General features: G+C 44.7%; 22 protein-coding genes and 3 pseudogenes. 1 reads left to right on the forward strand and 24 read right to left on the reverse strand.

The annotated features are described in order from the left end of the window. Positions 1-12: 12 nt before the first annotated feature. The 12 genes and pseudogenes from lipP1 to JCM21738_RS04260 form a co-directional block, all read right to left on the reverse strand. On the reverse strand, positions 13-966 hold the full coding sequence (gene lipP1 / locus JCM21738_RS04205; protein WP_023614311.1) for a LipP1 family hormone-sensitive lipase: 954 nt from the start codon (positions 964-966) through the stop codon (positions 13-15). 34 nt (positions 967-1,000) lie between these two features. After that, complete coding sequence (locus JCM21738_RS04210) at positions 1,001-1,732, reverse strand: 2-phosphosulfolactate phosphatase (protein ID WP_023614312.1); 732 nt, start codon at positions 1,730-1,732, stop codon at positions 1,001-1,003. Between the two features lie 3 nt (positions 1,733-1,735). Then, positions 1,736-2,801 (reverse strand): annotated as a pseudogene (locus JCM21738_RS04215) (phosphotransferase family protein). Positions 2,802-2,928: 127 nt separating this feature from the next. Then, complete coding sequence (locus JCM21738_RS04220) at positions 2,929-3,702, reverse strand: SDR family oxidoreductase (protein WP_023614314.1); 774 nt, start codon at positions 3,700-3,702, stop codon at positions 2,929-2,931. Positions 3,703-3,715: 13 nt separating this feature from the next. Further along, positions 3,716-4,921: an acyl-CoA dehydrogenase family protein gene (locus tag JCM21738_RS04225; RefSeq protein ID WP_023614315.1), complete on the reverse strand. Its 1,206-nt coding sequence runs from the start codon at positions 4,919-4,921 to the stop codon at positions 3,716-3,718. A 50-nt stretch (positions 4,922-4,971) separates the two neighbouring features. Continuing rightward, on the reverse strand, positions 4,972-6,117 hold the full coding sequence (locus JCM21738_RS04230; protein WP_023614316.1) for an acyl-CoA dehydrogenase family protein: 1,146 nt from the start codon (positions 6,115-6,117) through the stop codon (positions 4,972-4,974). 233 nt (positions 6,118-6,350) lie between these two features. Next, positions 6,351-6,758, reverse strand: a complete 408-nt coding sequence (locus JCM21738_RS04235; RefSeq protein ID WP_023614317.1) for a MaoC/PaaZ C-terminal domain-containing protein — start codon at positions 6,756-6,758, stop codon at positions 6,351-6,353. Next, a complete protein-coding gene (locus JCM21738_RS04240; RefSeq protein WP_023614318.1) occupies positions 6,755-7,204 on the reverse strand; it encodes a MaoC family dehydratase N-terminal domain-containing protein in 450 nt (149 codons plus the stop codon). Before JCM21738_RS04240 ends, JCM21738_RS04235 begins: the two co-directional genes overlap by 4 nt. A 17-nt stretch (positions 7,205-7,221) precedes the next feature. Beyond that, positions 7,222-7,986 carry a 3-oxoacyl-ACP reductase FabG gene (gene fabG, locus JCM21738_RS04245; RefSeq protein WP_023614319.1) on the reverse strand — a complete coding sequence of 255 codons (765 nt, stop codon included), beginning with the start codon at positions 7,984-7,986 and terminating at the stop codon, positions 7,222-7,224. Between the two features lie 48 nt (positions 7,987-8,034). Beyond that, positions 8,035-9,210 carry an acyl-CoA dehydrogenase family protein gene (locus tag JCM21738_RS04250; protein WP_023614320.1) on the reverse strand — a complete coding sequence of 392 codons (1,176 nt, stop codon included), beginning with the start codon at positions 9,208-9,210 and terminating at the stop codon, positions 8,035-8,037. Between the two features lie 337 nt (positions 9,211-9,547). Then, the gene (locus JCM21738_RS04255) at positions 9,548-9,862 is read right to left on the reverse strand and encodes a DUF3892 domain-containing protein (RefSeq protein WP_023614321.1); all 315 of its coding nucleotides are present in this window, start codon (positions 9,860-9,862) and stop codon (positions 9,548-9,550) included. A gap of 82 nt (positions 9,863-9,944) precedes the next feature. Continuing rightward, positions 9,945-10,844, reverse strand: coding sequence for a superoxide dismutase (locus JCM21738_RS04260; protein ID WP_023614322.1), 900 nt, complete (start codon positions 10,842-10,844; stop codon positions 9,945-9,947). A gap of 150 nt (positions 10,845-10,994) precedes the next feature. Here JCM21738_RS04260 and JCM21738_RS04265 point away from each other — a divergent pair, with 150 nt between their 5' ends. Further along, entirely contained in the window at positions 10,995-12,044 is a 1,050-nt protein-coding gene (locus JCM21738_RS04265) for a M42 family metallopeptidase (RefSeq protein ID WP_023614323.1), read from the forward strand. Between the two features lie 340 nt (positions 12,045-12,384). Here the strand turns inward: JCM21738_RS04265 and JCM21738_RS04270 are convergent, their stop codons facing one another. The 12 genes and pseudogenes from JCM21738_RS04270 to JCM21738_RS04320 form a co-directional block, all read right to left on the reverse strand. Further along, the gene (locus JCM21738_RS04270; RefSeq protein WP_031307798.1) at positions 12,385-13,599 is read right to left on the reverse strand and encodes an acyl-CoA dehydrogenase family protein; all 1,215 of its coding nucleotides are present in this window, start codon (positions 13,597-13,599) and stop codon (positions 12,385-12,387) included. 88 nt (positions 13,600-13,687) lie between these two features. Next, positions 13,688-14,650: an iron-containing alcohol dehydrogenase gene (locus JCM21738_RS04275; RefSeq protein ID WP_023614325.1), complete on the reverse strand. Its 963-nt coding sequence runs from the start codon at positions 14,648-14,650 to the stop codon at positions 13,688-13,690. Beyond that, on the reverse strand, positions 14,643-14,909 hold the full coding sequence (locus JCM21738_RS25305) for a hypothetical protein (RefSeq protein ID WP_243462886.1): 267 nt from the start codon (positions 14,907-14,909) through the stop codon (positions 14,643-14,645). Before JCM21738_RS25305 ends, JCM21738_RS04275 begins: the two co-directional genes overlap by 8 nt. 132 nt (positions 14,910-15,041) lie before the next feature. After that, positions 15,042-16,016: a quinone oxidoreductase family protein gene (locus JCM21738_RS04280; RefSeq protein ID WP_023614327.1), complete on the reverse strand. Its 975-nt coding sequence runs from the start codon at positions 16,014-16,016 to the stop codon at positions 15,042-15,044. Positions 16,017-16,027: 11 nt separating this feature from the next. After that, a pseudogene (locus JCM21738_RS04285) lies at positions 16,028-16,803 on the reverse strand (enoyl-CoA hydratase/isomerase family protein). Between the two features lie 54 nt (positions 16,804-16,857). Then, complete coding sequence (locus tag JCM21738_RS04290) at positions 16,858-17,637, reverse strand: SDR family NAD(P)-dependent oxidoreductase (protein WP_023614329.1); 780 nt, start codon at positions 17,635-17,637, stop codon at positions 16,858-16,860. A 39-nt stretch (positions 17,638-17,676) separates the two neighbouring features. After that, positions 17,677-18,072, reverse strand: a complete 396-nt coding sequence (locus JCM21738_RS04295; protein ID WP_031307800.1) for an acyl-CoA thioesterase — start codon at positions 18,070-18,072, stop codon at positions 17,677-17,679. 129 nt (positions 18,073-18,201) lie between these two features. Next, positions 18,202-18,765: a TetR/AcrR family transcriptional regulator gene (locus JCM21738_RS04300; RefSeq protein WP_023614331.1), complete on the reverse strand. Its 564-nt coding sequence runs from the start codon at positions 18,763-18,765 to the stop codon at positions 18,202-18,204. 257 nt (positions 18,766-19,022) lie between these two features. Next, a pseudogene (locus tag JCM21738_RS04305) lies at positions 19,023-20,635 on the reverse strand (long-chain-fatty-acid--CoA ligase). A gap of 253 nt (positions 20,636-20,888) precedes the next feature. Continuing rightward, positions 20,889-21,479 (reverse strand): SDR family NAD(P)-dependent oxidoreductase, encoded by a 591-nt coding sequence (locus JCM21738_RS04310; RefSeq protein ID WP_023614333.1) that lies wholly within the window; start codon positions 21,477-21,479, stop codon positions 20,889-20,891. Between the two features lie 252 nt (positions 21,480-21,731). Then, the gene (locus JCM21738_RS04315) at positions 21,732-22,511 is read right to left on the reverse strand and encodes a class I SAM-dependent methyltransferase (RefSeq protein ID WP_023614335.1); all 780 of its coding nucleotides are present in this window, start codon (positions 22,509-22,511) and stop codon (positions 21,732-21,734) included. Between the two features lie 218 nt (positions 22,512-22,729). Then, positions 22,730-23,791 (reverse strand): DUF3900 domain-containing protein, encoded by a 1,062-nt coding sequence (locus JCM21738_RS04320; RefSeq protein ID WP_023614336.1) that lies wholly within the window; start codon positions 23,789-23,791, stop codon positions 22,730-22,732. Between the last annotated feature and the right edge of the window lie 23 nt (positions 23,792-23,814).

Here is a 23,814-nt window from a genome sequence, read left to right on the forward strand (position 1 = left end):
CCTCCCTATTTTTTACTCAACTGGTTTGAAGGAACTTCTTTTTTTAAAAGCCTCTGCAGCGTCTTTGATGGCTTTCTTTCCGTCTGGCAGAAATTCGGTCATTCCGAGGAAACAATGGAGCATTCCCGGAACGCACACATATTCTGTTTCTACTCCGGCATTTTTCAGTTTCATGGCAAAATGCTCGCCGCCATCGCATAAAGGATCGAGCTCTGCTGTCATGATAAAAGCTGGCGGAAGCTTTGCGGTAATGTCATCGGGAATCAGCAACGGTGCGGCAAGAGGGTTTAGTGTATCAGCTGGTGTATTCAGGTATTGTTCACGGAACCAGTTCATTGTGGACTTCGTTAAATAGTAGCCTTCGCCGTATTTTTCGTAAGATGAAGTATATTCAAAGCCTGTAGATGGATAAAATAGCATTTGGTAAGCAATCGAAGGTGTTTGCCTCTCTACTGAAAGAAAGCTGACAACAGCTGCAAGGTTCCCTCCTGCACTGTCACCTGCGACTGCGATAGAATTTTTATCGATATTAAGCTCTTCAGCGTTTTCATACACCCATTTAGCAGCTAGATATGAATCTTCTACTGCAACCGGAAATTTGCTTTCAGGTGCAAGACTGTAATCCACAGAAACTACTATACATCCAGATTCATTTGAAAATGAGTGGCACAGGGCATCATGAGTTTCGATGTTGCCGATCACCCAGCCGCCTCCATGATAATAAACTACGGCTGGAAGCTTTGACTCTCCGGCTCCTTGAGGTGTATAAATCCTGATATCAATTTCTCCGTTAAATCCTTTAATTTTTCGGTTTTTGGTTTTTGCTAGCTTTTCAGCCCTGCTCATTTGTTTAGCAGATTGTTCAAATCCCTTCCTGGCTTCCTCCAATGGCAGCTGTTCCAGCGGCGGAACAGGGTTATTAGCAAATGCTTCAAGTAACGCCTTCACTTCCGGTTTTAATGACATAATCTCTCCTCCTTCATATGTAAACGCTATCATTTTATACTGCAGTGATCCGTTTTTTATCTATCAGCATAGGAACTTTATTAAATATATTTTGCTGGGAAACGAATTCAATCTCCTTGTCAAATCCATGTTTGCTCAGCATCCTGCCGACTCGGGAAGCTTTTAGGATATCATCACTATTTTGATTGTGCCCATGGTAGAAACTATACGCAGCATAAGCTGAATCAGTTAGAAAGAACTCGCCGCCGAATTGCTTGATGAGGGCGTCAATAAAGCAGCCCGCTCCCTGGAAATCTTCTACATTAAATTCATTGGAAGAACCCGAGCATACAACTACTATCGTCTCACCCTGATAATCTTTTAAAATATGATTGGCAACGGCCTCGCAGTTCAACAGGGACGCCGCATAAACCGCATTCGCATTAGCAGAATTTTTGAGTGCGACCGTTCCATTAGTCGTGGATAAGATTACAGACTTCCCCTCTATCTTTTCCTTCAGTTCTAGTGGGTTGGGCGAAAGGAACCCGTCAATCGTTTTCCCTTGATATTCACCAACGAGAACGAAACTGTCTTTTTCTCTTCCGGCAGCTTCCTGTTCCGCAGCCTTTCCATCCAGGACCGGAATCACTTCTTTGGCACCGAACTCAAGTGCAGACGCGACAGTGGAAGTCGCCAGCAGAACATCGAAAACAACCGCGATTTTGTTGTCAGCCATTTTCTGTTTATCGATATCCTCCTTTTTTAGCAAAAGGTGAATCTTCATCATCCCTCAGCCCTTTCTGTCATTTTTTTCTGCGGTGTAAAGAGCATATTGGATCAGGCTGCTGACAAACCTGTCAAGGTGCGCAAACCGGGGATCCTTTGTCTGTCCCTTTTTCCACCTGTAATAGATTTGCTGGCAAATAACTGCAAGCTTGAAATAAGCAAATGTTTGATAAAAATTCATGTAAGCCAGATCCCTGCCGCTTTTTCTTGCGTAATCCTCCATAAATTCATCACGAGTCATGAAACCGGGGGTCACCGTAACGGGCGGCTTTCCCATCCCTTTTTTCAAAAGATCAGAGTCATCGGGTTCAATCCAATAGCTCATCGCAACACCTAAATCAGCCAGCGGATCACCTACGGTTGTCATCTCCCAATCGAACAATCCAACCATTTCCGTCAATTCCTTATTGAACATGGCATTGTTCAATTTGTAATCATAATGGATGATTGATGGCGTTTCAGATTCAGACACATTCTTCAGCATCCATTGCTTTAATTGCTCAACGCCTTGAACGATATCCGTTTCCGCCCGCTCATAGCGGCGGATCCAACCGATTACCTGTCTTTCCATGAAGCCTTCGGGTTTGGTCATTTCCGTAAGCTTTGTCTTTGTATAATCAATGCTGTGAAGTTCTACAAGGTGGTTGACCATCGTTTCTGACAGAGACCTGCATATCTCTCTGCCTGGTGTAATGCCTTCAGGAAAATCAGTATCAAGGACAATGCCACGCTTTCTTTCCATCACAAAAAATGGACTGCCGATGACACTTTCATCTGCAAACAAATATGGTTTCGGAGCAGCGAGAAATGAGGCTGATCTCTTTCAGGATTTTATATTCCCGTTCCATATCATGCGCTTTCGGTGCGACTGGACCGAGTGGGGGACGCCTTAAGACCGCTTCCCACTCTCCCATCTTCAGCTGATAGGTCAAATTCGATTTTCCAAAGCTGAATTGCTCGATTGTAAGGCTTTCTTCAGGAAGATTAGGTAATTGCTCCCTTAAGTAGTTTTCGATCGCACTGGTATCGAGTTCTTCCCCTTGTCTGATTGGAATCGTATCAGAAGCCATAAGTACCATTCCTCCTTTTAGGTGAATATTTATTCGCGCTCTATGATTGTAGCGATTCCCTGTCCGCCGCCAATGCAAACAGTACAGATACAATCACTGCATCTCTGTTCATGGATGCTGCCCCCTTTTACAGTACATGTGTTCCGCCATCGACAATCACAACGTCACCGGTAATATAATCCGATGCTGATGCTGCCAGGAAAACTGCGACACCCTTAAGATCATTGTCAGAGCCGAATTTCCGCAGCGGAGTACCCTCGAGAATGGCCTGGCCGCCTTTTTCAAGGAGACCATTTGACATCTTTGTCGGGAAGAATCCAGGTGCAATTGCATTGACGTAAATTCCGCGCGGTCCCCATTTTGCTGCAAGGTCCTTTGTAAAAGTAATGACAGCACCCTTGCTGGCGTTATATCCAATTGCATCCATCACCTTTGGGTTGGAACCTTTAAGCCCTGCAACCGACGCGATATTGATGATCTTGCCTGACCCTTGCTCCAGCATCACCTTTCCAGCTGCCTGAGACATGAGGAATGTTCCTGTCACGTTGACATTCAAAACCTTTTGCCATGCTTCAAGCGGCATCTCTTCCGCCGGCGCTCCCCAGGAAGCTCCGCTGTTATTGACAAGGATATCAATCCTGCCGAATTTCTCTACGGTCTGTTCTACTACGTTTTTCACATCTTCCGGGTTGGTGATGTCACATTTCAAAGCCAGGGATTCAACCCCGATCTCCTTCAGCTTCCCGCTAACTTCTTCACAGGCGTCTACTCGCCGTGAGCAAACAACGACATTCGCGCCTGCTTCAGCAAAACCAATGGCTATTTGTTCCCCAAGGCCACGTCCCCCGCCGGTTACGATGGCTACTTTCCCTTTTAGTGAAAATAGTTCTGATACATGCATAGATGTTTCCTCCTTACAGATATTTTTTCAGCTCGTATCTTGCGATCGCTCGTTTGTGTACCTCATCAGGACCATCTGCCAATCTTAGTGTCCTGATATTCGCCCAAGCAGCTGCAAGCGTGAAGTCATCACTTACACCTGCAGCACCGAATGCCTGGATCGCCCTGTCGATGATTTTTAGTGCCATATTAGGAGCGACCACCTTGATCATAGCAATCTCTGTCTTTGCTTCTTTGTTGCCAACTGTATCCATCATGAACGCAGCCTTAAGTGTAAGGAGTCTCGCCTGCTCGATATCGATCCTGGCTTCCGCGATCCATTCCTGGATGACGCCCTGGTCGGCGAGCTTTTTACCGAATGCGGTTCTTTCAAGAACTCGTTTTGACATCTCTTCAAGCGCACGTTCAGCTGCACCGATCGTTCTCATGCAATGATGGATTCGCCCTGGTCCAAGACGGCCCTGGGCAATGGCGAAGCCTTTTCCTACGCCCCAAAGCATATTGGAGGCTGGCACTCTCACATTCTTGTATTCTATTTCCGCATGTCCATGAGGCGCATGGTCGTAACCGAAGACAGGCAGGATTCTTTTAATCGTTACTCCCGGTGTATCAAGAGGAACAAGAATCATAGATTGCTGCTCATGCTTTGGAGCATCAGGATCATTTTTACCCATCACAATCGCAATCTTGCAGCGTGGATCTCCAGCACCTGAAGACCACCATTTCGTTCCGTTAATGACGTACTCATCCCCATCACGGATGATGCTTGCCTGTATGTTCGTTGCGTCGGAGGAAGCGACGTCTGGCTCTGTCATCGAGAAGCAGGACCTGATTTCGCCATCCAGGAGAGGTTTCAGCCACTGTTCCTTATGTTCTTCAGTTCCGTAACGGACAAGCACTTCCATATTGCCCGTATCAGGCGCAGCACAGTTGAACACCTCTGGAGCGATGCTTGATCTCCCCATGATTTCGCAAAGCGGTGCGTATTCAAGGTTGGTAAGACCTTCGCCGTATTCGCTCTCTGGTAAAAACAAATTCCAGAGTCCTTTTTCTTTTGCCTTCTCCTTCAGTTCTTCCATGATTGGGGGAACTTTGGAGAATGGGTCATTTTTGTCAATCTGGTCTTTATAAACCTTCTCATTTGGAAAAATATATTCATCCATGAACTCTGAGAGCCTGGTCTGGTATTCCTTGACCTTTTCCTTATGGTTAAAATTCATTCATGCAACCTCTTTCTTTTTTGATACTAACTAGTTGGTATGTTCCTTTGTTAATATTCTTTTTCCAGCTGAGCAGCGATAATATTTTTCTGGATTTCTGACGTACCCTCGTATATTCTTGTGATTCTCGCGTCACGGAAAAATCTTTCGACCGGATAATCTGATATATAACCGAGACCGCCGTGAACCTGGACTGCTTTATCGGCGACCCTGTTGTAAACCTCAGAACCATAGAGCTTCAACATGGCAGCTTCCTTGATGACCTTCTGGCCAGAATCAACCATCCAGGCAACTCGGTATGTAAAAGTCCTGAGCGCTTCGATTTCAACCGCCATTTCCGCCAGCATATGGCTTACTGCCTGATGCTTGATAATCGGTTTGCCGAACTGGATTCTCTCTTTGGCATAAGCAACAGACATTTTAAGAAGCTTCTGGGAGGACCCCAAATTTCGCGCCGCGAGGCCTGCCCTGCCACTGGCCAGTATTTTCAAGGCGTTTACATAACCCTGGCCTTCAGTGCCAAGAACATTTTCAACAGGAACCTCGCAATCTTCGAACACCAATTCAGCAGAATGCGAACCCCTAAGACCCATCTTTTTTTCGACTTTACCTAGCTTGAAGCCAGGATAGTCTTTTTCAACGATGAAAGAAGTAATTCCTTTTGCCCCTTTTTCAGAGTCTGTGACTGCCATCACTGTAAATACACTCGCCTCTAATGCATTCGTAATATAGTGCTTCAAACCGTTCAGCACGTATTTATCGCCATTTCTTACTGCTGTCGTTCTTAAGTTTGCCGCATTCGAACCTGCATCAGGCTCTGTGAGGGCAAAGGCACCGATCTTCTCACCGCTGGCCATAGCAGGCAAGTATTTTCGTTTTTGCTGCTCATTGCCCAGTTCGACAATTCCGACGGTGCCGATCCCGGTGTGGGCGCCAATCAAAGTCGTATAGCCATTATGCGTCTGGCCGATTTCCTCATACAGTGCACATTTTTCGACCATGCCGATTCCCAGTCCGCCATATTCCGCCGGTATGCTTAATCCGAAAAGGCCCATATCCCTTGAAAGCTGGATGATGTTTTCAGGAATTTTATCTTCTTCTTCGATCTGCATCGCCACAGGCTCGACTTCACTCTGGATAAAATCACGGACATTTCTTTTTAAAGCCAGTAAATCCTCGTCAAAATCGAAGTTCACTTGGGTCAACACCTCGTTTAAAAGGGATTTTTTCCTAAATTACATAACTTATTGCAGATATTCCTGAATCCATGATTTTATTCCTTAAATTTGTACTCTAATATTCCTTAATTTTTCTATATATTCCTGAAAAATGAACAAGTTTTCCTAAACGATGACGCTTATTCCTAAATGCGGTTACACCAGTGTCCTATAGCAATAAACCCAGCAAATCACTGCCGGGTTTTAGATTATTAAGAAGCATACCGATGATACAGGATGTCTCCCTTAATGACTTCATTGCCATTTTGATTGACCGCACGAACGTGGAATGTGAGGATGTTATCATTCTCCTCTGCCAGCTCCGCATGTAGTGTGACGACGTCATTCAGGAACACCATACCTTTAAAACGAATTGTATAATCCTGGATGAAACCTTCCTCGTAAAATTCGGTAAATAGCTTTGCCAGGTTGCCCATTGTCCACATGCCGTGAGCGATGATTCCCGGCAGCCCCGCTTTTTTTGCTTCTTCATCAATTGTATGGATTGGATTGTAATCTCCTGACGCACCGGCATATTTAATCAGGGTAATCCGGTCGACCGGATCAAGCTGAACTTCCTTCAGGGATTCTCTTACCTTCAATTCTGCTAAGCTGTTCATCCGATCAACACCTTCCTTACCGCTTCCGTGATAATGGCCGTTTGCGTGGAGGAAAAGATTAGTTTTCCCATTTCGTCTTCCCCAAAGCTTTCTAATACCAGGAAGCCCATTTCACCCTGGGTTCCTTTCTTTTCAAAGTAATTTTTGATCACCGAGTAACAGGTTATTTCTTCACCCACAAGTAAAGGGCGTTCGTAATGATAAGTCTGTTCCCCATGGATCAGGCCTTTATTAGGCAGATTCAGCCCCTGTATTATTCCGTAATCGAATACCCTTGGAAAAGTAGGCGGGGCAATGTTCCTTTTATATCTCGAGTTTTGGCCGGTTTCCTCATCAATGAAAATTGGGTGAAGATCTCCGATGGCTTCAGCAAATTTCCTGACTGCCCCGCGTTCCACAATGTTTTTTACTTTATTGGACTGTTTGCCAATATGCTCTTTAAACACTGACTTTTCACCTCACATTAATTTTTTGGCCCGCCAGCTACATAAATGACCTGGCCGTTGACAAAGGATGATTTTTCATCAGCAAAGAATGCAACTGCGTTGGCGATATCCGCCGGTTTACCGCTCCTGCCGACCGGAATGCTCGCCACACTGTGCTTAACAAGGTCGTCAAACGAGATTCCAATTCGAGCTGCAGTTTCCTTCGTCATTTCCGTCTCGATGAACCCAGGAGCGACCGAGTTGGCTGTGATTCCATAACGCCCCAGCTCAATCGCAAGCGTTTTAGTGAAACCCTGGAGACCTGCCTTTGCAGCTGCATAATTTGCCTGGCCCCTGTTTCCAAGTGCTGAAGTTGATGAAATATTGATGATCCGGCCATATTTATGTTCAACCATATACTTCTGAGCTGCTTTCGCTGCATTGAATGAACCTTTAAGGTGAACGTCCATGACGGTTTGCCAGTCGGAATCCGTCATTTTAAAAAGCAGGTTATCGCGAATAACACCGGCATTGTTCACAAGGATGTCGACCGAGCCAAAAGTGTCATACACTTCTTTCACTGCCTGTTCAACCTGCCCCGAGTCCGTCACATTCGCTATTTTGGAATAAACCTCATATCCTTTTTCGCGCAGCTCGTTCGTTGTTTCTGCCAATGCTTCCTCATTCAGGTCGATAAAAGCAACCTTTGCTCCTTCCTCTGCAAAAAGCTGGACAATTCCTTTTCCGATTCCTCTGCTTCCTCCCGTCACAAAAGCAACTCTTCCCTCAAATCTTCCTGCCATTCTAGTTCCTCCTCTATCTAGCAAACTGTTAACGCTTACATATATCTATTAGACAAACTGACCGATCTTCACATGCCCTTTTAATAGGTCCCTGGCGATGATCATACGCTGGATTTCATCCGTGCCATCGTAAATTCTCCAAAGCCTTGCTTCGCGATACCAGCGCTCGATTGGCAATTCCCTTGTATAGCCCATGCCTCCATGAATTTGCATGACACGGTCGACAACTCTGTTCCCCATATTGGATCCATACAATTTTGCCATCGATGCCATATGCCTGTTATCCTCACCGGCATCAAGTGTATAAGCGGCATTGAGCACGAGCCATCTTGCTGCTTCGATTTCCACTGCTGAATCGGCAATCATCCACTGGATAGCTTGTCTTTCCGCAATCGGTTTGCCAAAGGTAATCCGTTCTTTTGAATAATCAATGGCCATTTGCAGCAAGCGTTCAGCGGATCCAATCGCCCTTGCGCCAACAACCCATCTTGCAAACCCAATCCATTCCAGTCCCAATTTATAGCCGCCATCTACTTGGCCCAGGATATTTTCCTCTGGTACGCGGACGTTATCAAACACCAGCCCAGCCGGCCCCCATTCGCCCATCGTATGTATAAATTCTGATTTCCAGCCCATATCCCGGTCGACAATAAAACAAGTCACCCCGTCACGGCCTGTGGCACGGTGTTTTTCTTTATCAGTGATCGCGATGACCATAACAAAGTCTGCTTCATTTCCGCCAGTAATGAATGTTTTTTCACCATTCAGGACCCACTCATTTCCGTCCTTGACAGCCGTCATTTTTATATTTCGGGTATCTGATCCTGCGCCTGGCTCTGTCATCGCGAAGCACGACTTTTTCTCACCATTAATCGTTGGGATCAGGTACTTCTGCTTTTGCTCTTCATTTCCATAATAAAGAATGTTGTCTGCTGAACCGCCAAACTGGAAAGGCACGAACGTTTTAGATACTTCCATGAGGACGATGGCCATCATCATCTGCCCCAAATCTGCACCACCATATTCTTCCGGTGTATTGATTCCCCAAAATCCAGCCTCTTTAGCTTTCATCTGGAGCTCATGCAATTTTCCAGGAGGAAGGCTTGGGCGTCCTTCTCTTTCATTTCTTAACACTTCATTTTCCAGTGGCACTAATTCTTTTTCAACAAATCGGCGAATCGTCTTTTGCACCATTTTTTGTTCTTCCGTAAGGCGTAAATGCATTCAGGTCACTCCCATCGTATTCTTGTATTCTGATAGTCTATTAAAAATGTATGACTGGATCCTGTATTACATACCTACCGGTTGGTATGTTAATTTTATTTTAGAGTGAAATTTCAGAAAAATCAAGTTATTTTAACCAAAAAGCGCAAGCGCCTTGTCCAGCCCCGGCAAGCGCTGGAGGGCCGACCAGTGAAGTGGTTCTTTGACTTCATTGGGCGGACCGAAGCGACTCGAGGGGCTACGCGCTGTAGCTGGATTAGAAAACCACATAAGTTTTCGATGACTAGATCATTTTTAGAATATCTCTAAAAATAAAAAAAGCAGGGATATCTCCCTGCTAAAAATGTGGTAAATTATCGAGGTTGTTTTCTTTAATTCCATCAGGCTCACTCCTGAGAATATCACGGCCGTATTTATGGAATACATCTACATGTGCCAGCTTCCCCGCTTTAGCCTCTGATAGTGCAGAAATATAGTCGAGTTCCTTTCCGCTTTCTGTTTTAAAAGCGATCAGGTCGCCATCATCATTTTTCTTGACGGCAACGATTTGCTCTTTACCAGCTTGTGAGTTGGAGTTAGCTTCCAGTCCCGCCTGTCCCTGGCCTTGCTCCTTGTATTCATTGTAGATCTGGTTAAAATCTTTGTTTGCCATAAAATACACCTCCCGAACATATGTTTAGTGTTTGCTAAAGAGATGCTTTTATACAAAAAAAGGGTGACAATAAGTCACTCCTCTAAAATGGTTTCCATGCTAATGTCCTGGCTTTATTGAATCGCTGCTCGACTTCTTTCCAGTTAACGACGTTCCACCAGTTTTCAACATATTTAGCCCGCTCGTTCTTATACTGCAGATAATAAGCATGCTCCCAAACATCCAAGACAAGTAAAGGGACAACATCCCATTGTGATAAATTCTGGTGTTTTTCTGCCTGGAGAATTTCCAGTCTATGAGAACGTGGAGACCAAACAAGGATTGCCCAGCCAACAGCCTCAACATTTTTCGCTGCTTCCGAAAAATGCTTTTTGAATTGATTAAAGGTGCCGAATGAATCGTTGATCGCTTTTCCGAGCTGCCCTTTTGGCGAGCCGCCCCCATTTGGACTCATGATGCTCCAAAAGATCGTATGCAGATAATGGCCTGCACCATTGAAAGCTGCTTCTCTTTCCCAATGTTTAATCAACCCGAAATCCCCTGTTTGTCGTGCCTTCTGCATCTCTTTTTCAGCCTTGTTCAAACCATTTACATAGCTTTGGTGGTGCTTTGAGTGGTGCAGCCTCATGATTTCTTCAGCGATGACTGGCTCAAGTGCATTATACGCATATGGCAAAGGTGGCAACTTATGACCTCCGATTGGGACTGGCTGCAGTCTTTGGCCTTGCTGGCGCTCACTTTCCAATTCAGAGTCACCCAAATAAATGTCCAATTCGTCATGCAAATTTCTTGCCTGATTATAAAGTGCTTCGTCATCTACTGAGTGTTGCGCTTCTTGTTTCAATGTCAGGAGCTTTTCCTTCCATCTTTGTAATCTGGCTTCATCATCTGATTCCCTGAGCTGCCCTTTAATGGAATCGCATTTCGCTTCCATCTCATTGCACCATTGCATCAATGAATACCTGAACCAATACCCATTCATTATAATCCCTCCCCAAAACTGCATCCATAATCAAAATATGAATAGACTTGTTAGGTGATTACAGTATTTTGGATTAAGGCTTACTTTGCTGCAGGAAAAAAGTTTATAATATGAATTATGTGAAGATTTATTTAAGAGAGGAGTTTTATAATGGCATATGCGAACACAGATGAAACAGTAAGCTTATTGAAGGAATTGGTCAGCATCCCAAGTCCTTCAGGAAATACGAATGAAGTCATTACATATGTAGAAAATTATTTAAAAGAATTACAGGTTGAAACGAAACGGAATCGCAAAGGCGGATTGATTGCAACTCTTCCTGGCAAGGACCAGAAAAACCACAGAATGCTGACTGCCCACGTCGATACTCTTGGAGCGATTGTAAAAGAAATAAAGCCAAGCGGGCGTCTTAAGCTCGATTTGATTGGCGGTTTCAAATACAACTCCATTGAAGGTGAGTATTGCGAAATTGAAACTTCAAGCGGCAAAAAGTTCACTGGCACAATACTAATGCATCAAACCTCCGTCCATGTTTATAAGGATGCAGGGAAAGCAGAACGCAACCAGGATAACATGGAAGTGCGTCTTGACGAAAAAGTACATAGCGTGGATGATGTGAGAGCACTTGGAATTGCAGTTGGAGATTTTGTTTCATTCGATCCACGAGTTCAAACAACACCTTCCGGATACATTAAATCTCGTCACCTGGATGACAAGGCCAGCGTGGCCATCCTGCTTCAGTTGATCAAACAAGTTAAGGCAGAAAACATCGAACTGCCATACACAACACACTTTTTGATATCCAATAACGAAGAAATTGGCTATGGAGGAAACTCGAATATCACACCAGAAACCGTTGAATATCTCGCGGTCGATATGGGCGCAATGGGTGATGGCCAGTCAACGGATGAGTACACAGTCTCCATCTGTGTAAAGGACGCGAGCGGCCCGTACCATTACGAGCTAAGGAAAAGGCTGACCCAGCTGGCAATTGACAATGAAATCGGCTATAAGCTTGATATTTATCCATACTACGGATCAGACGCATCTGCCGCTATCCGTTCAGGACATGATATCATCCATGGACTTATCGGTTCGGGTATCGATTCCTCTCATGCGTTCGAAAGGACACACAAGGATTCTATTGAGAATACAGCAAAGCTTCTGTACCATTACGTGCAGTCTGAGATGATTTTATAAAAGTAAAAAGGTGATCGGCTTCTTATGGAAGTGATCACCTTTTTTACGTGCGTACACCATATTTCAAGCAGTTTTAGTTAAAATAATTTTAATGAATAATACGGTTAAGTGCTGCTTTTCCCCAATTTGACACCGCCATTGAATTAGGGGCAATGCAGAGCTGTTGCTTTTCCCCAAATGGCTCCGCCACAGAATTACGGGTAAAGCAGAGCCGTTGCATTACCCCAAATGGGCTCCACCACAGAATTACGGGTAAAGCAGAGTCATTGCATTACCCCAAATGGCTCCGCCATCGAATTACGGGCAATGCAACATCTTTTACGCTATCTCTCCCGCTGCCTTAATTCACGGCCTCTTCAGTAACAGATTCAAACGGCCACGCTGGAAGCGTTTTGGACAATGGCTTATCGACTCGATATCCTAAAACATACTCTCCTTGCATGACGGTATGGATTTCTCGTGTTCCTTCATAAATGACTGGTGCTTTGGCGTTCCTTAAATATCGCTCAACCGGATATTCGTTAGAGAATCCATACGCACCGTGGATTTGGACGGCATCATTTGCCGCTTCATAGGCATAATCGCATGCCTGCCACTTGGCCAGTGAGGTTTCTCGGGTATTCCTCTTTCCCTGATTTTTCAGACAGCCGGCACGGTAAACAAGCAGACGAGACTGCAATAGGCCTGCTTCCATCTTGGCTATCATCTGCTGGACGAGCTGGTGTCTGCCGATTTCCTTCCCAAAGGTGCTTCGCTCATGACAATACTTTACACTTGCCTCAAGGCTTGCCATTATGGTTCCGCATGCACCCGCAGCCACCGTAAAGCGGCCATTATCCAGTGCAGACATCGCGATTTTAAACCCATCACCCTCCTGCCCTAGTAAATTTTCTTTAGGAACCTTAACATTATCAAAGAAAATCTCACCGGTATTTCCGGCTCTGATCCCAAGTTTCCCTTTTATCGCTTTCGAGGAGAAGCCTTCCCAGGTTCTTTCCACAATAAAAGAAGAGATTCCATGGTGTTTTTTGCTTTTATCTGTATACGCAAATACAAGGAAATGGTCAGCTACATCACATAATGAGATCCATGTTTTCGACCCATTGAGTACATAGTGATCTCCTGCGTCACGCGCCGTTGTCTGCATGGCGGCCACATCGGAACCTGCATTTGGTTCGGTAAGCCCGAACGCTCCAACCTTCTGTCCTTTTGATTGTGGAAACAGGTACTTTTGCTTTTGTTTTTCATTTCCCCACTGTAGCAATGTCATGCTGTTCAGCCCGGTGTGCACTGATACCGCTGTCCTGAAGGCTGTGTCGCCGCGCTCGAGTTCCTCACATACTATCGCCAGGGAATTGTAGTCCATCCCGCTGCCGCCATATTGTTCAGGGATACAGACACCCATGAGTCCCAGGTCGGCAAGCCTTGTCAAAATACTCGTTTCAAAATACTGTTTCTCATCCCATTCTTTTATATATGGCATGATTTCCTTATCGACAAAGCTCCTGACCGTTTTTCTTAATAACTCTTGTTCCTCAGTAAAATCAAAATTCATCATCTGTGACCACTCCTTTATACACCTAAGCTGTTAGGATATTGCCAAAAGAGGGTGAATCCCAGACGGATTCCCCTCTTAGATCCAGTTATTTTACGCCAATTGGCACGACCTGCTGTCCGACAGCCTGGATCAGTTCTTTAGGCATCGGGAAGGATACGGCGGCAGGGTCCTTGGCAACGGCACCAGCAGCCCGCTCCAGGTCATCCTCGGTTAAGTTGAATTCCATAAAGTCCGATGGCAATCCAGTCTTATGCTGAAGCAATCTTATTTTTTCAACGACTTTTGCAAGTACCGCTTCATTCTCTTCATTAGCATTAAAGTCAACACGCAATGCAGAGGCTAGCTCTTTTACCTTTGGAAGATACAAACTTGGGACATGTTCCATCACCACAGGCAGAAAAACGGCATTTGCCAATCCGTGTGGAATTCGGAACAATGCTCCATATGCATGGGCGAAGTTATGGACAGGAATAGCATTCAAAGCAAGACTGAATGCGGTGATTCCCATTAGGCTCGCCTGTAGCATTTCCATTCTCGCGTTAAGATTGGAACCTTCTGCTACTGCAAGCGGAAGATTTTTTTCAATCAGCCTGATTGCATGCAAAGCATGGGCATCCGTCAGTGCAGTAGCACTAGGTGAAGCAAACGCCTCGATTGCATGGGTTAGTGCATCAAAGCCGGTAAAAGCAGTGATTGCAGGCGGCAGACCCACTGTCAAGTCAGGGTCCAGCATTGCAATATCCGCGCTGAGGAAAGGATTGATGATATTGCCTTTCATTTGGATATCCTCATTGTAGATGACCGCGATCGGCGAGACCTCGGATCCTGTTCCTGCAGTTGTCGGAATGGCAATGTGCGGGATCGGGATATGGGTTGCCTTAGGAAATTGCTCGAATAAAAAGCCGCCAGGGATCGCTTCCTTGATGTCGGTTAACCCTTTATGCAACGCATACTTTACTCCCTTAACTGTGTCAAGCACGCTGCCGCCTCCAACAGCAAGCAGCCCGTCAGCCCCCACTTCCCTTGCATACCGAAGTGCTTCATTCACCGCCTGCTTTCTGCATCCTGGGCAATGTCGACATAAATCCCTGCAAGTTCAGGCCGGTACCTTTACTTGTTAACTCGAAGATTTGAGCGACCTTATCTACTACACCAGCTTTTACGAGACCTCTGTCGCCAAAAAGAACTACTCTTTTTGCACCTAAGCCCTTGAACAAATCAGGCACCATGCACGTGAATTTGATCCACTGTAAATTGCTGAACGGAGGGAGAACTGTGAAAGAGTTGTACTTTGCATCCTTTTTCACCCCATATCATTTTTAATAAATCATTTTTTCAGCTTTATCGGAAAGAACTCTATCATTCTTCTGCATTTATTAATAAAGTGATGATTCAACGGCCAGTTACAGTATTGATTGTTGCCATACATAACACCCCTTTTATGGTTTAAGAATCAGCTTTCCCTTTGTCTGCCGTGATTGTAAAAGTCGATGGACTTCTGCTGCCTGCTCGAGCGAGTATACGCCCCCAATGGTCAGTTTCAATTGCCCCTTCGATAAATAACCCAGCATTTCAGCCATACTTGATTGAATCAGCGCGGGCTTTCTCATGATTTGCGGCAGGAAAAATCCTATGACAGACTGGTTCCTGGCCATCAAGGATGATGGATAAAACCGGCTTTGCTCTCCGCTGGCAACTCCATAGATAACAAGCCGCCCAAACGTGGCAAGACATTTCAAAGTTTTATTGAAAATCTCGCCGCCTGCCATTTCCAAGGCGACATCGACCCCTTTACCGCCTGTCGCTTCAAGAACCTTTTCCTCCCATCCTTGTTCAGTATAATTGATAAGAACATCAGCTCCCATATCAGCGGCCAATGCAAGTTTCTCCTCTGTGCTAGCAGTCGCTATTACTTTGCTTGCGCCTGATAGCTTGGCTAGTTGAACAGCCAGGGTGCCTACACCTCCAGCAGCTGCATGAACTAGAACTGTTTCACCTTTTTCCAGGCGCCCCATCGTTTTCAGGATGTGATAAGCGCTCAGACCTTGAAGCGGGAGTGCAACTGCCTGCTCAAATTCCATCTTCTCTGACAATGGAATCAGCCCGCGGCTGTCAGCCAGGGCAAACTCAGCGTAACCTCCTGATTCGATCAAGGTAACAACGCGGTCACCTTTCTTGACATTTGTTACTGATTCTCCTATTTCAACAACTACCCCAGCAATCTCCGCTCCAGGGATAAACGGCAGTTTAGTTGGAACCACATACTGTCCTTCTCTTCTTGCTGTGTCCGCATAATTGACACCGATAGCCTGGACTTCAATTAATACTTGGTGACCTTCAGGTACCGGACGCTCGATTTCTACTACTTGGAGAACCTCCGGACCGCCATATTCTTTCAGTTGAATTGCTTTCATAATTTGCCTCCTTAGTTGCCTGTGAATTTTGGTTTTCTCTTTTCCTTGAAGCTGCAATGCCTTCTTGATGATCTTCAGTTGATACCATCATTGTCTGTGTGATTCGTTCCTGCTCAAGAATTTCTTCAAGGGTTGCTGTCATTGAATGGTCAACCAGCTTCTTGATCATTCCATATGCTCTGGTCGGTCCATTTGCAAGCTGACCGGCAAGCTTCAGTGTTTCTTCCTGTAACTTTGCCACAGGCACGAGGTAATTGATGACTCCCAGCTGGTATAAACGCTCTGCCGGAATCGGTTCTGCAGTGAATAAGAATTGTTTTGCCAGGTGTGGACCTATCAGTCTTGGAACAAAATAGGAACCTCCACCGTCAGAGACGAGGCCAACCTGCGAAAAGCTTAGCGCAAATTTACTGTCATCTGCCGCGATAATTAAGTCACAAGCTAAGGCTAGGTTAAAACCTGCACCAGCAGCAAAACCATGAACCGCTGCTATGATTGGCTTCTCTGCAGCTTTCATTGCAAGGATACATTCATTCAGCCTGCCGATATGGTCATAGACGCCTGCTGAGTTTGCCTGGCCCATTGTTTTTACATCGCCGCCAGCACTGAACGATCGTCCAGCGCCGGACAATACGATTACCTTTACCTCCGGGTCGTTCTGTGCTTCTCTCAATGCATCCGTCAGTTTAAGAATCATTTCGGGACTGAAGGCATTCAAGCTTTCAGGTCTGTTTAAAGTTAAGGACAGCACAGCTTCATTTTTATTAATGATCAAATGGTCACTCATACTAACATTCGTCAAAGCGTTCACCCTTTCTCACATTTTAATAGAATCCTAAACTTATTTAATCAACCAGCCGCCATCAACGAGAATGTCAGAACCCGTCATGTAAGAAGCTTCCTGTGAAGCGACAAAAGCAATCACATTCGCAATTTCCTCAGGATTCCCAGCGCGCCTAAGAGCTGTATTTCTTCTGATTGCTTTTACAAATTGGTCATTCTTCATCCCCTCCTCAGTAAGGGGTGTTTCCACAAAACCAGGTGATACTGAATTGACCCTGATCCCGTAAGGAGACAATTCCAATGCCATTGCTTTTGTAAAATTGATGACACCAGCCTTGGCCGCACTATAATGGGGGATATGGGCACCTGCCTGGTGTCCGGATAAACTGGCTACATTCACGATCGAACGGTTTTGGGACAAATCTTCTTCCAGCTCTGCACTATTTGCCATGAGTTTTCCGAGTGTTTTCGAGACCAGGAAAACACTTTTTAAATTCGTATTTTGTACAAAGTCCCAATCGCTTGCTGTGGTGTCCATGATTTTTGAGTGGACCGAACCGCCTGCATTATTGACAAGGACATGCAACTCGCCAAATTGCTCCTCAACGTATTGTGCTAACTCCCTGACATCTTCTTCATCTGTTACGTCAGCTGAAAAGATTTCTGCTCTGGGAAGCTTATAGCATTCATTTATTTCCAATGCTGCTCGCTCAAGCTTGGATTTCGTCCGTCCGACCATTATCACCTTTGCTCCTTCACTGGCAAACCGGGCAGCGGCTGCTTTCCCGATTCCGCTCCCTGCTCCTGTAACAAGAACCACTGATTCTGCAAACCTCAACTCTTGCACCTCCTATTTATAAACGGAATATTCAGTTTTTTAAGCGGGCAATAAATAGCTTTTCAGTCCTTCTTTCAGCAATTCTGGCAGAACATCACTCTTTTGATTTACAAAATCATAATACACAACGATTGCGTTTCCCTTTGCAATTAGCTGCTGTGTTTGCGAGCAAATAATATCATGCTCAAGCTGAAAGCTTTTTGAGCCGATTCTTGATACATAAGTTTTTACCGTTAATAACTGGTCAAAATATCCCTGGCTGACGAAATCACATTTAGTGGAAGCTAAAATGAATTTCCAGTCATTCAATTCCATGCTGTAGCCTAGAGACTCGAAAAAACGGATCCTTGCCTCCTCCAGATAAACAAAATAACTGGTATTGTTAATAATATGGCCGAGTGCGTCCGTCTCGCCGAATCGAGCCTGAACCTGGATTTCCTACATTATATCGCTCCTTTACTTTCTACTTTATAAAATTAAAGTAAATTGTTCGTACTAACCGGTTGGTATGTAATTGGTATAGAAAGAGGCTTGGCTCTAACAAGCCTCTCCCTACATTATTCTTCAATTGACTTCGATTCCCTTCAGGATCATTTCGACAAAAATCTCTGCCACTTCCCGGTCTGATATCTTCCCTTGAGGATTAAACCACTGGTAGCTCCAGTTGGCAGCACCCAGTATACCAAAGGTAACAATAACGGGATTCAAATCCCTTCGAAATTCGCCGCTATTGATTCCTTCATGAATCAGTCTTTCAACGTTCATCCTGAATTGATCCCGCTTTGCGACAATCTGGGAAAGCCTGTCATCACTTAGGTGACGCATTTCCCTGAAAAAGATTTTTGCGGATGCACCTTTGGATTTAATGCTGCTGATCAGCATATATACGATATCGAACAATTTTTGCTTGCTTGTTGACTGTTCTGTGAGAATTTCTTCCTGACGTCCTAATAACTCGTCAATATATCTCAGGTGTATATCCATCAGTAATTCTTCTTTGCTGGAAAAGTAATAATAAAACGAACCTTTGGTCACCCCGAGTGAGTCAACAATATCCTGGATCGATGTCTCGCTGAAGCCTTTTTTCTCAAATAATTTTATGCTGTGTGCTGTAATTTTTTCTTTCACTTTGCTGTCCTCGCAATCCTACTAGTCTGCACAGAAATTATACCATATTTTACCCCCTGTCCCATTGAGGAACAAAAAGCGCAAGCGCCTCGTTCAGCCCCGACAAGCGCTGGAGGCCGACAAGTGAAGTCGTTCTTTGACTTCATTGGGCGGACCGAAGCGACTCGAGGGGCTAGGCGCTGAAGCTGGATTAAGAAAACCTGGATAGTTATCCACATTGAAAATATTTTATAATTTCCTATTAAATAAAAAAGTATTTATATACTTTTAACTTCTTCTCTTAATGCTCTGCGCAAAATCTTGCCCACACTCGTCTTTGGCAGCTGTTCACGGAACTCTACGACGTTCGGAATCTTGTATGCCGCCATATTTTGCCGGCAAAATCCTTGATCTGAGCTTCGTCCGCTTCTTTACCGGCTTTTAGCACGATGACAGCTTTGACTGCCTCACCACGGTAATCATCCGGTATGCCAATGACAACTGCCTCCTGGACAGCTGGGTGTTCATACAATACTTCCTCGATATCGCGTGGATAAATATTGTAGCCGCTCGCGATGATCATGTCTTTTTTCCTGTCGACAATGAAGAGATATCCGTCTTCATCTACCTTAGCGATATCTCCTGTAAAGAGCCATCCATCCCTCAATGTGTTTGCCGTCTCCTCTGGCATATTCCAGTAGCCCTTCATAACCTGCGGCCCTTTGATGATTACTTCACCCAGCTCTCCAGCTGGTACTTCTTCTGATCCTGTTGCCAAGTCGACAACTTTGTATTCTGTTGATGGCATGCCGATGCCGACACTACCAGGTTTTCTCTCCGCAAAGCTTGGATTGCAATGGGTTGTAGGAGATGCTTCCGACAGGCCATAGCCTTCAAGGATTTTTGAACCAGTTTTTCTTTCAAATTCTTTTAACAGCTCTACCGGCATTGGCGCACTGCCGCTGTTGCAAATTTCTATGCTGCCGATTCCATATTCCTCTGCTTTCGGATGGTTCGTGATAGCGACGTACATCGTTGGCACACCTGGGAACATGGTCGGCTGCTCATTTTTTATCGTATTGAGGACCTCTTCCAGATCAAAGCGCGGCAACAAAATAATCTCTGCCCCTGTATAAATTGATAGATTCATACAGGCTGTCATCCCAAATACATGGAACAGGGGAATCACCGTCAACGAACGCTCCAATCCAGGTTTGATATCATTTTTGAAAAATTCATATGATTGCAGGACATTGGCAAGCAGATTCTGATGGGTCAGCATCGCTCCCTTGGATCTTCCTGTCGTTCCGCCGGTGTACTGAAGCACAGCGACATCCTCTGCTGGGTCAACATCCACTACGGCTGTCTTGCCGCTGCTTTCTGATAAGAATGCTTCAAATTTTGTATCTGGTGCAAAAGCATGCTCAGACGGCTGGAGACTGACAACAATGATATTTCTTAGTTTGGTAGAAGCCTGAACACTCTTAACCTTGGCATAGAGCGCATCAAACACGACAATCGTTTCCGCGCATGAATCATTGAGGATATATTCAAGCTCACGTTCAACAGACATTGGGTTAACTTGTGTGACAATCCCGCCTGCGGTCAAAATGCCAAAATACGAAATGACATATTGAGGACAGTTCGGAAGCATGATGGCAATCCTGTCTCCAGCCTCGACTCCTCTGTTTTGAAGTGCTGAGGCAAAATGTGTCACAGTCTGGGACAATTGTTCATAGGTAACTTTCCTGCCATAGAAGGATAATGCATTGTTTTGAGGATACTTCTCAGCTGATTCTCGAAGCATTTGCGGTAAAGATTTTTCAGGAATAGTGATAGTGGATGCAATGGAGTCAGGATACTTGGAAAGCCAGACATTTTTCTCGCTCATTTAATTTCCCCCATTCAAAATTTAACGTAATTGTATATGGCTAAAATGTCAGTCCACCGCCGTCGACTGACAAAGTGGCACCAGTAATAAAGGAAGCTTCATCAGAGGCTAATAAGAAAAGCGCAAGCGCTTGGTCAGCCCCGACAAGCGTTGGAGGGCCGACCGGTGAAGTCGCTCTTTGACTTCATCGGGCGGATCGAAACGTCTCGAGGGGCTAGGCGCTGGAGCTAGACACTAATCTAAGTAAAAAGTTTTATACTTTCTTATAAGAGAACAAGACCGCATTTGCGACCTCCTCAGGTGTTCCGATTCGTCCTAAAGCATTGGCCCTTGAAATAATCGGCCATTTTCGCTCATCATTTTTCCACCCGTCGATAATTTGCGTGTCGATAACACCCGGGGCGATTGCATTTACACGGATATGGTCTCTGCCGTATTCTAACGCGGCATTTTTGGTCAGCAGGATGACGCCGGCCTTGGATGCGTTGTAAGCGGCAAGATATTTTTGCCCTTTTATTCCAAGCAGACTAGAGGTGTTGATGATCGCTCCACCGCCGGTCTTTTTCATCTCGGGAACAGCATATTTAATGCCGAGGAATACCCCTTTAAGGTTAATGTCAATGATCCTGTCCCAATCTTCTTCCTCGAGATCAACACTCTTAACATCTGGATTTCCTATCCCTGCGTTATTAAAGAGAATATCCAGCTTCCCATAGGTTTCAACAGTTGCCGAAACGAGTCCTTTCACCTGTTTGGAATCGCTTACATTTGTTTCGATAAAAAGGGCATTCCCTCCTTGTTGTTCAATTAGCTGGGCTGTCTCTCTCCCACCTTCACAATTCACGTCCGCGAATCACCAGCTGAGCTCCTTCAGCGGCAAAGCGCAGTGCGGCTGCCCGGCTATCCCGCTGCCACCGCCAGTAATGATTGCCGTCTTGTTTTCTAATCTCATTATATTCCCCCTAAGGCTATCTACTAACCGGTCGGTATGTACAATTAACTTTATTATAACGTTTATATTGAAATATTCAACTATTAGTCTAAATATTCTAAATATATAAGAAAAAGCCCTAAAGAAACTTAGGGCTTTAGCAGTTTAGAGCTTAATCTTAACTGCTCTTGTTGCTACAAAGCATTTAATATACTCATCAAGTGGCCTTCTGCCGCCAAAATCGTCTTCATATAAACCAGCAATGACCAGACCTGCATTAACTTGACCCTGGATCTGATCCTCTAATGTATGGCCGAATTCAATCGTTTGATCAGAGTTCATATACTCTTCCTTTTCTTCATCTGTCAGATTATCAAGAGACGACGTAGGAATCTTATTTTTCACCACAAGGTTCCCTTTCATGTCCTCTTCATCATCGAAAATAAATAAGAGAGGATTTGTAAATCCGGATATTAGCGTCCCTTTGTCTTTCAATACTCTTGATGCTTCATTCCAGACTTGCTGGAGATTTTCGACGAATAAATTGGCCACTGGATGGATGATCAAGTCAAATTGCTCATCACTGAAGGCTGAAAGGTCTGTCATGCTGCATTGTAATGTACTTAAATTGAGTCCATCTCTTTTCGCAACAAACTCATCTTGTTCCAACTGTTTTTTTGAAATATCAACAACCGTAACATCAGCTCCTGCTGCAGCCAGAACAGGACCCTGCTGTCCGCCGCCTGAAGCAAGACAAAGAACTTTCAATCCTGCCAGTGATTGTGGAAACCAGCTTCTAGGAACTGGTTTTCCAGTCGTAACCGTAATTTCCCACTCTCCCGCTTTGCTTTTGTCAATTACTTCTCTTGAAACAGCCTTAGTATAAACTGCTTCACTTTCAACCTTCTTGTCCCATGCAAGACTATTTTGTTTAACAGCATCCATTGTATTCACCCTAACTCTCTTAATCGATTATTTTTAAATAGCAGCATATATAAAAATGGTAATCTATCATAATTATCTTGATGGTATATAGCCATTCATTATTTCCAATTGTAACCAAAAATGAAGTTGATGACAAGAAGTTAAAAAAGCACTGGCAATTATGCCAATGCTTTTCTGTGTATTTAGAAATACAAAGTGCCTTGCTATTATGAGATAGGTCAGCTCTTTTGCCTGATTCTTTCAACTACAGTACCGATTTCATCCGGTTTTGCAAATTCGACTGGGGAAAAGCCTTTTTCGAAGGTAATGGTGTCGGCTTCGATCATGATCACATACTTTCCATTAACCTTTGCCAGGTGGATGCTGTCACCGTAATCAGCCAGCAACCCTTTTACCGAAATGTGGTCAAGCTTCATTTTCAGCTCAAGCTCAGGGGTATGTTCAATAAGCTGTGCAGCCGCTTCAATGACCTGCTCGGGTTCGAAGCGTTCCTGGAGCTCGCGTTTTTCGCTGGCAGCCCAAATTTCCATTGCGTTCTCCAGCTGCTCCCGTTCTTCACTTTCTGGCTCAAAGGTTTCTTCCATATGCCCGCGGACCATCTCTATGACCTGAGTCTTAACGATTTCTGGCATTGACTGGCCATACTCTACATATTTAAGGAAGTCCTCAAAATAACGTGCATGTGAGGACTGGTTGATTTTCAGTTCATTATCCTGAATCATTCCCTCTTCTGGCATATAGGGATACTGTATTGATTTCATGTTCTTAGTCGTTATCGCCATTTCCACCTGCCGAATCAATGTCGATTCATCGGAAATAGATGCAACCTTTGGTTCAAAATCACATTTAAGGATGAACACAAATGCATCATCAAAAAACTTGCGTAGCTTTGCTCTTGCTACAATGAAAGCCCCACCTCTTACTGCGCTGGTATCTAAGTAAGCAATGGCGAATTTTTCACTCTCTTGCTGGAAGTCTTCCTTTGATTCCGCAAAACGGACACGATGGAATAGGTTGTAGTTTGGGTTGGATGTTAAATCATGGCCTTCTTCAACGATGAAATTGCCGAGCTTGGTAGGAACTTCATCTGTTTTTGGATGGCGATCTACCTTGCGCTTAACGATTTTTGCGAACTCGCCATCAAGAAAATCCTTTAAATGACTAGATTCATATTCTTCCTCATTCAATGTCTGGAAATGCTTATATCTTTTATCAGCCTGCTCGCCTTTGCCTTCTACCTGTACAACATAAAATGATAAATATTGAACTTCAAATTCCATGTTAAAACTCCCTGCTGACGTAT

Origin of the sequence: Mesobacillus boroniphilus JCM 21738 (assembly GCF_000517385.1) — a bacterium.
In the GTDB taxonomy this organism is placed as follows: Bacteria; Bacillota; Bacilli; order Bacillales; family Cytobacillaceae; genus Mesobacillus; species Mesobacillus boroniphilus.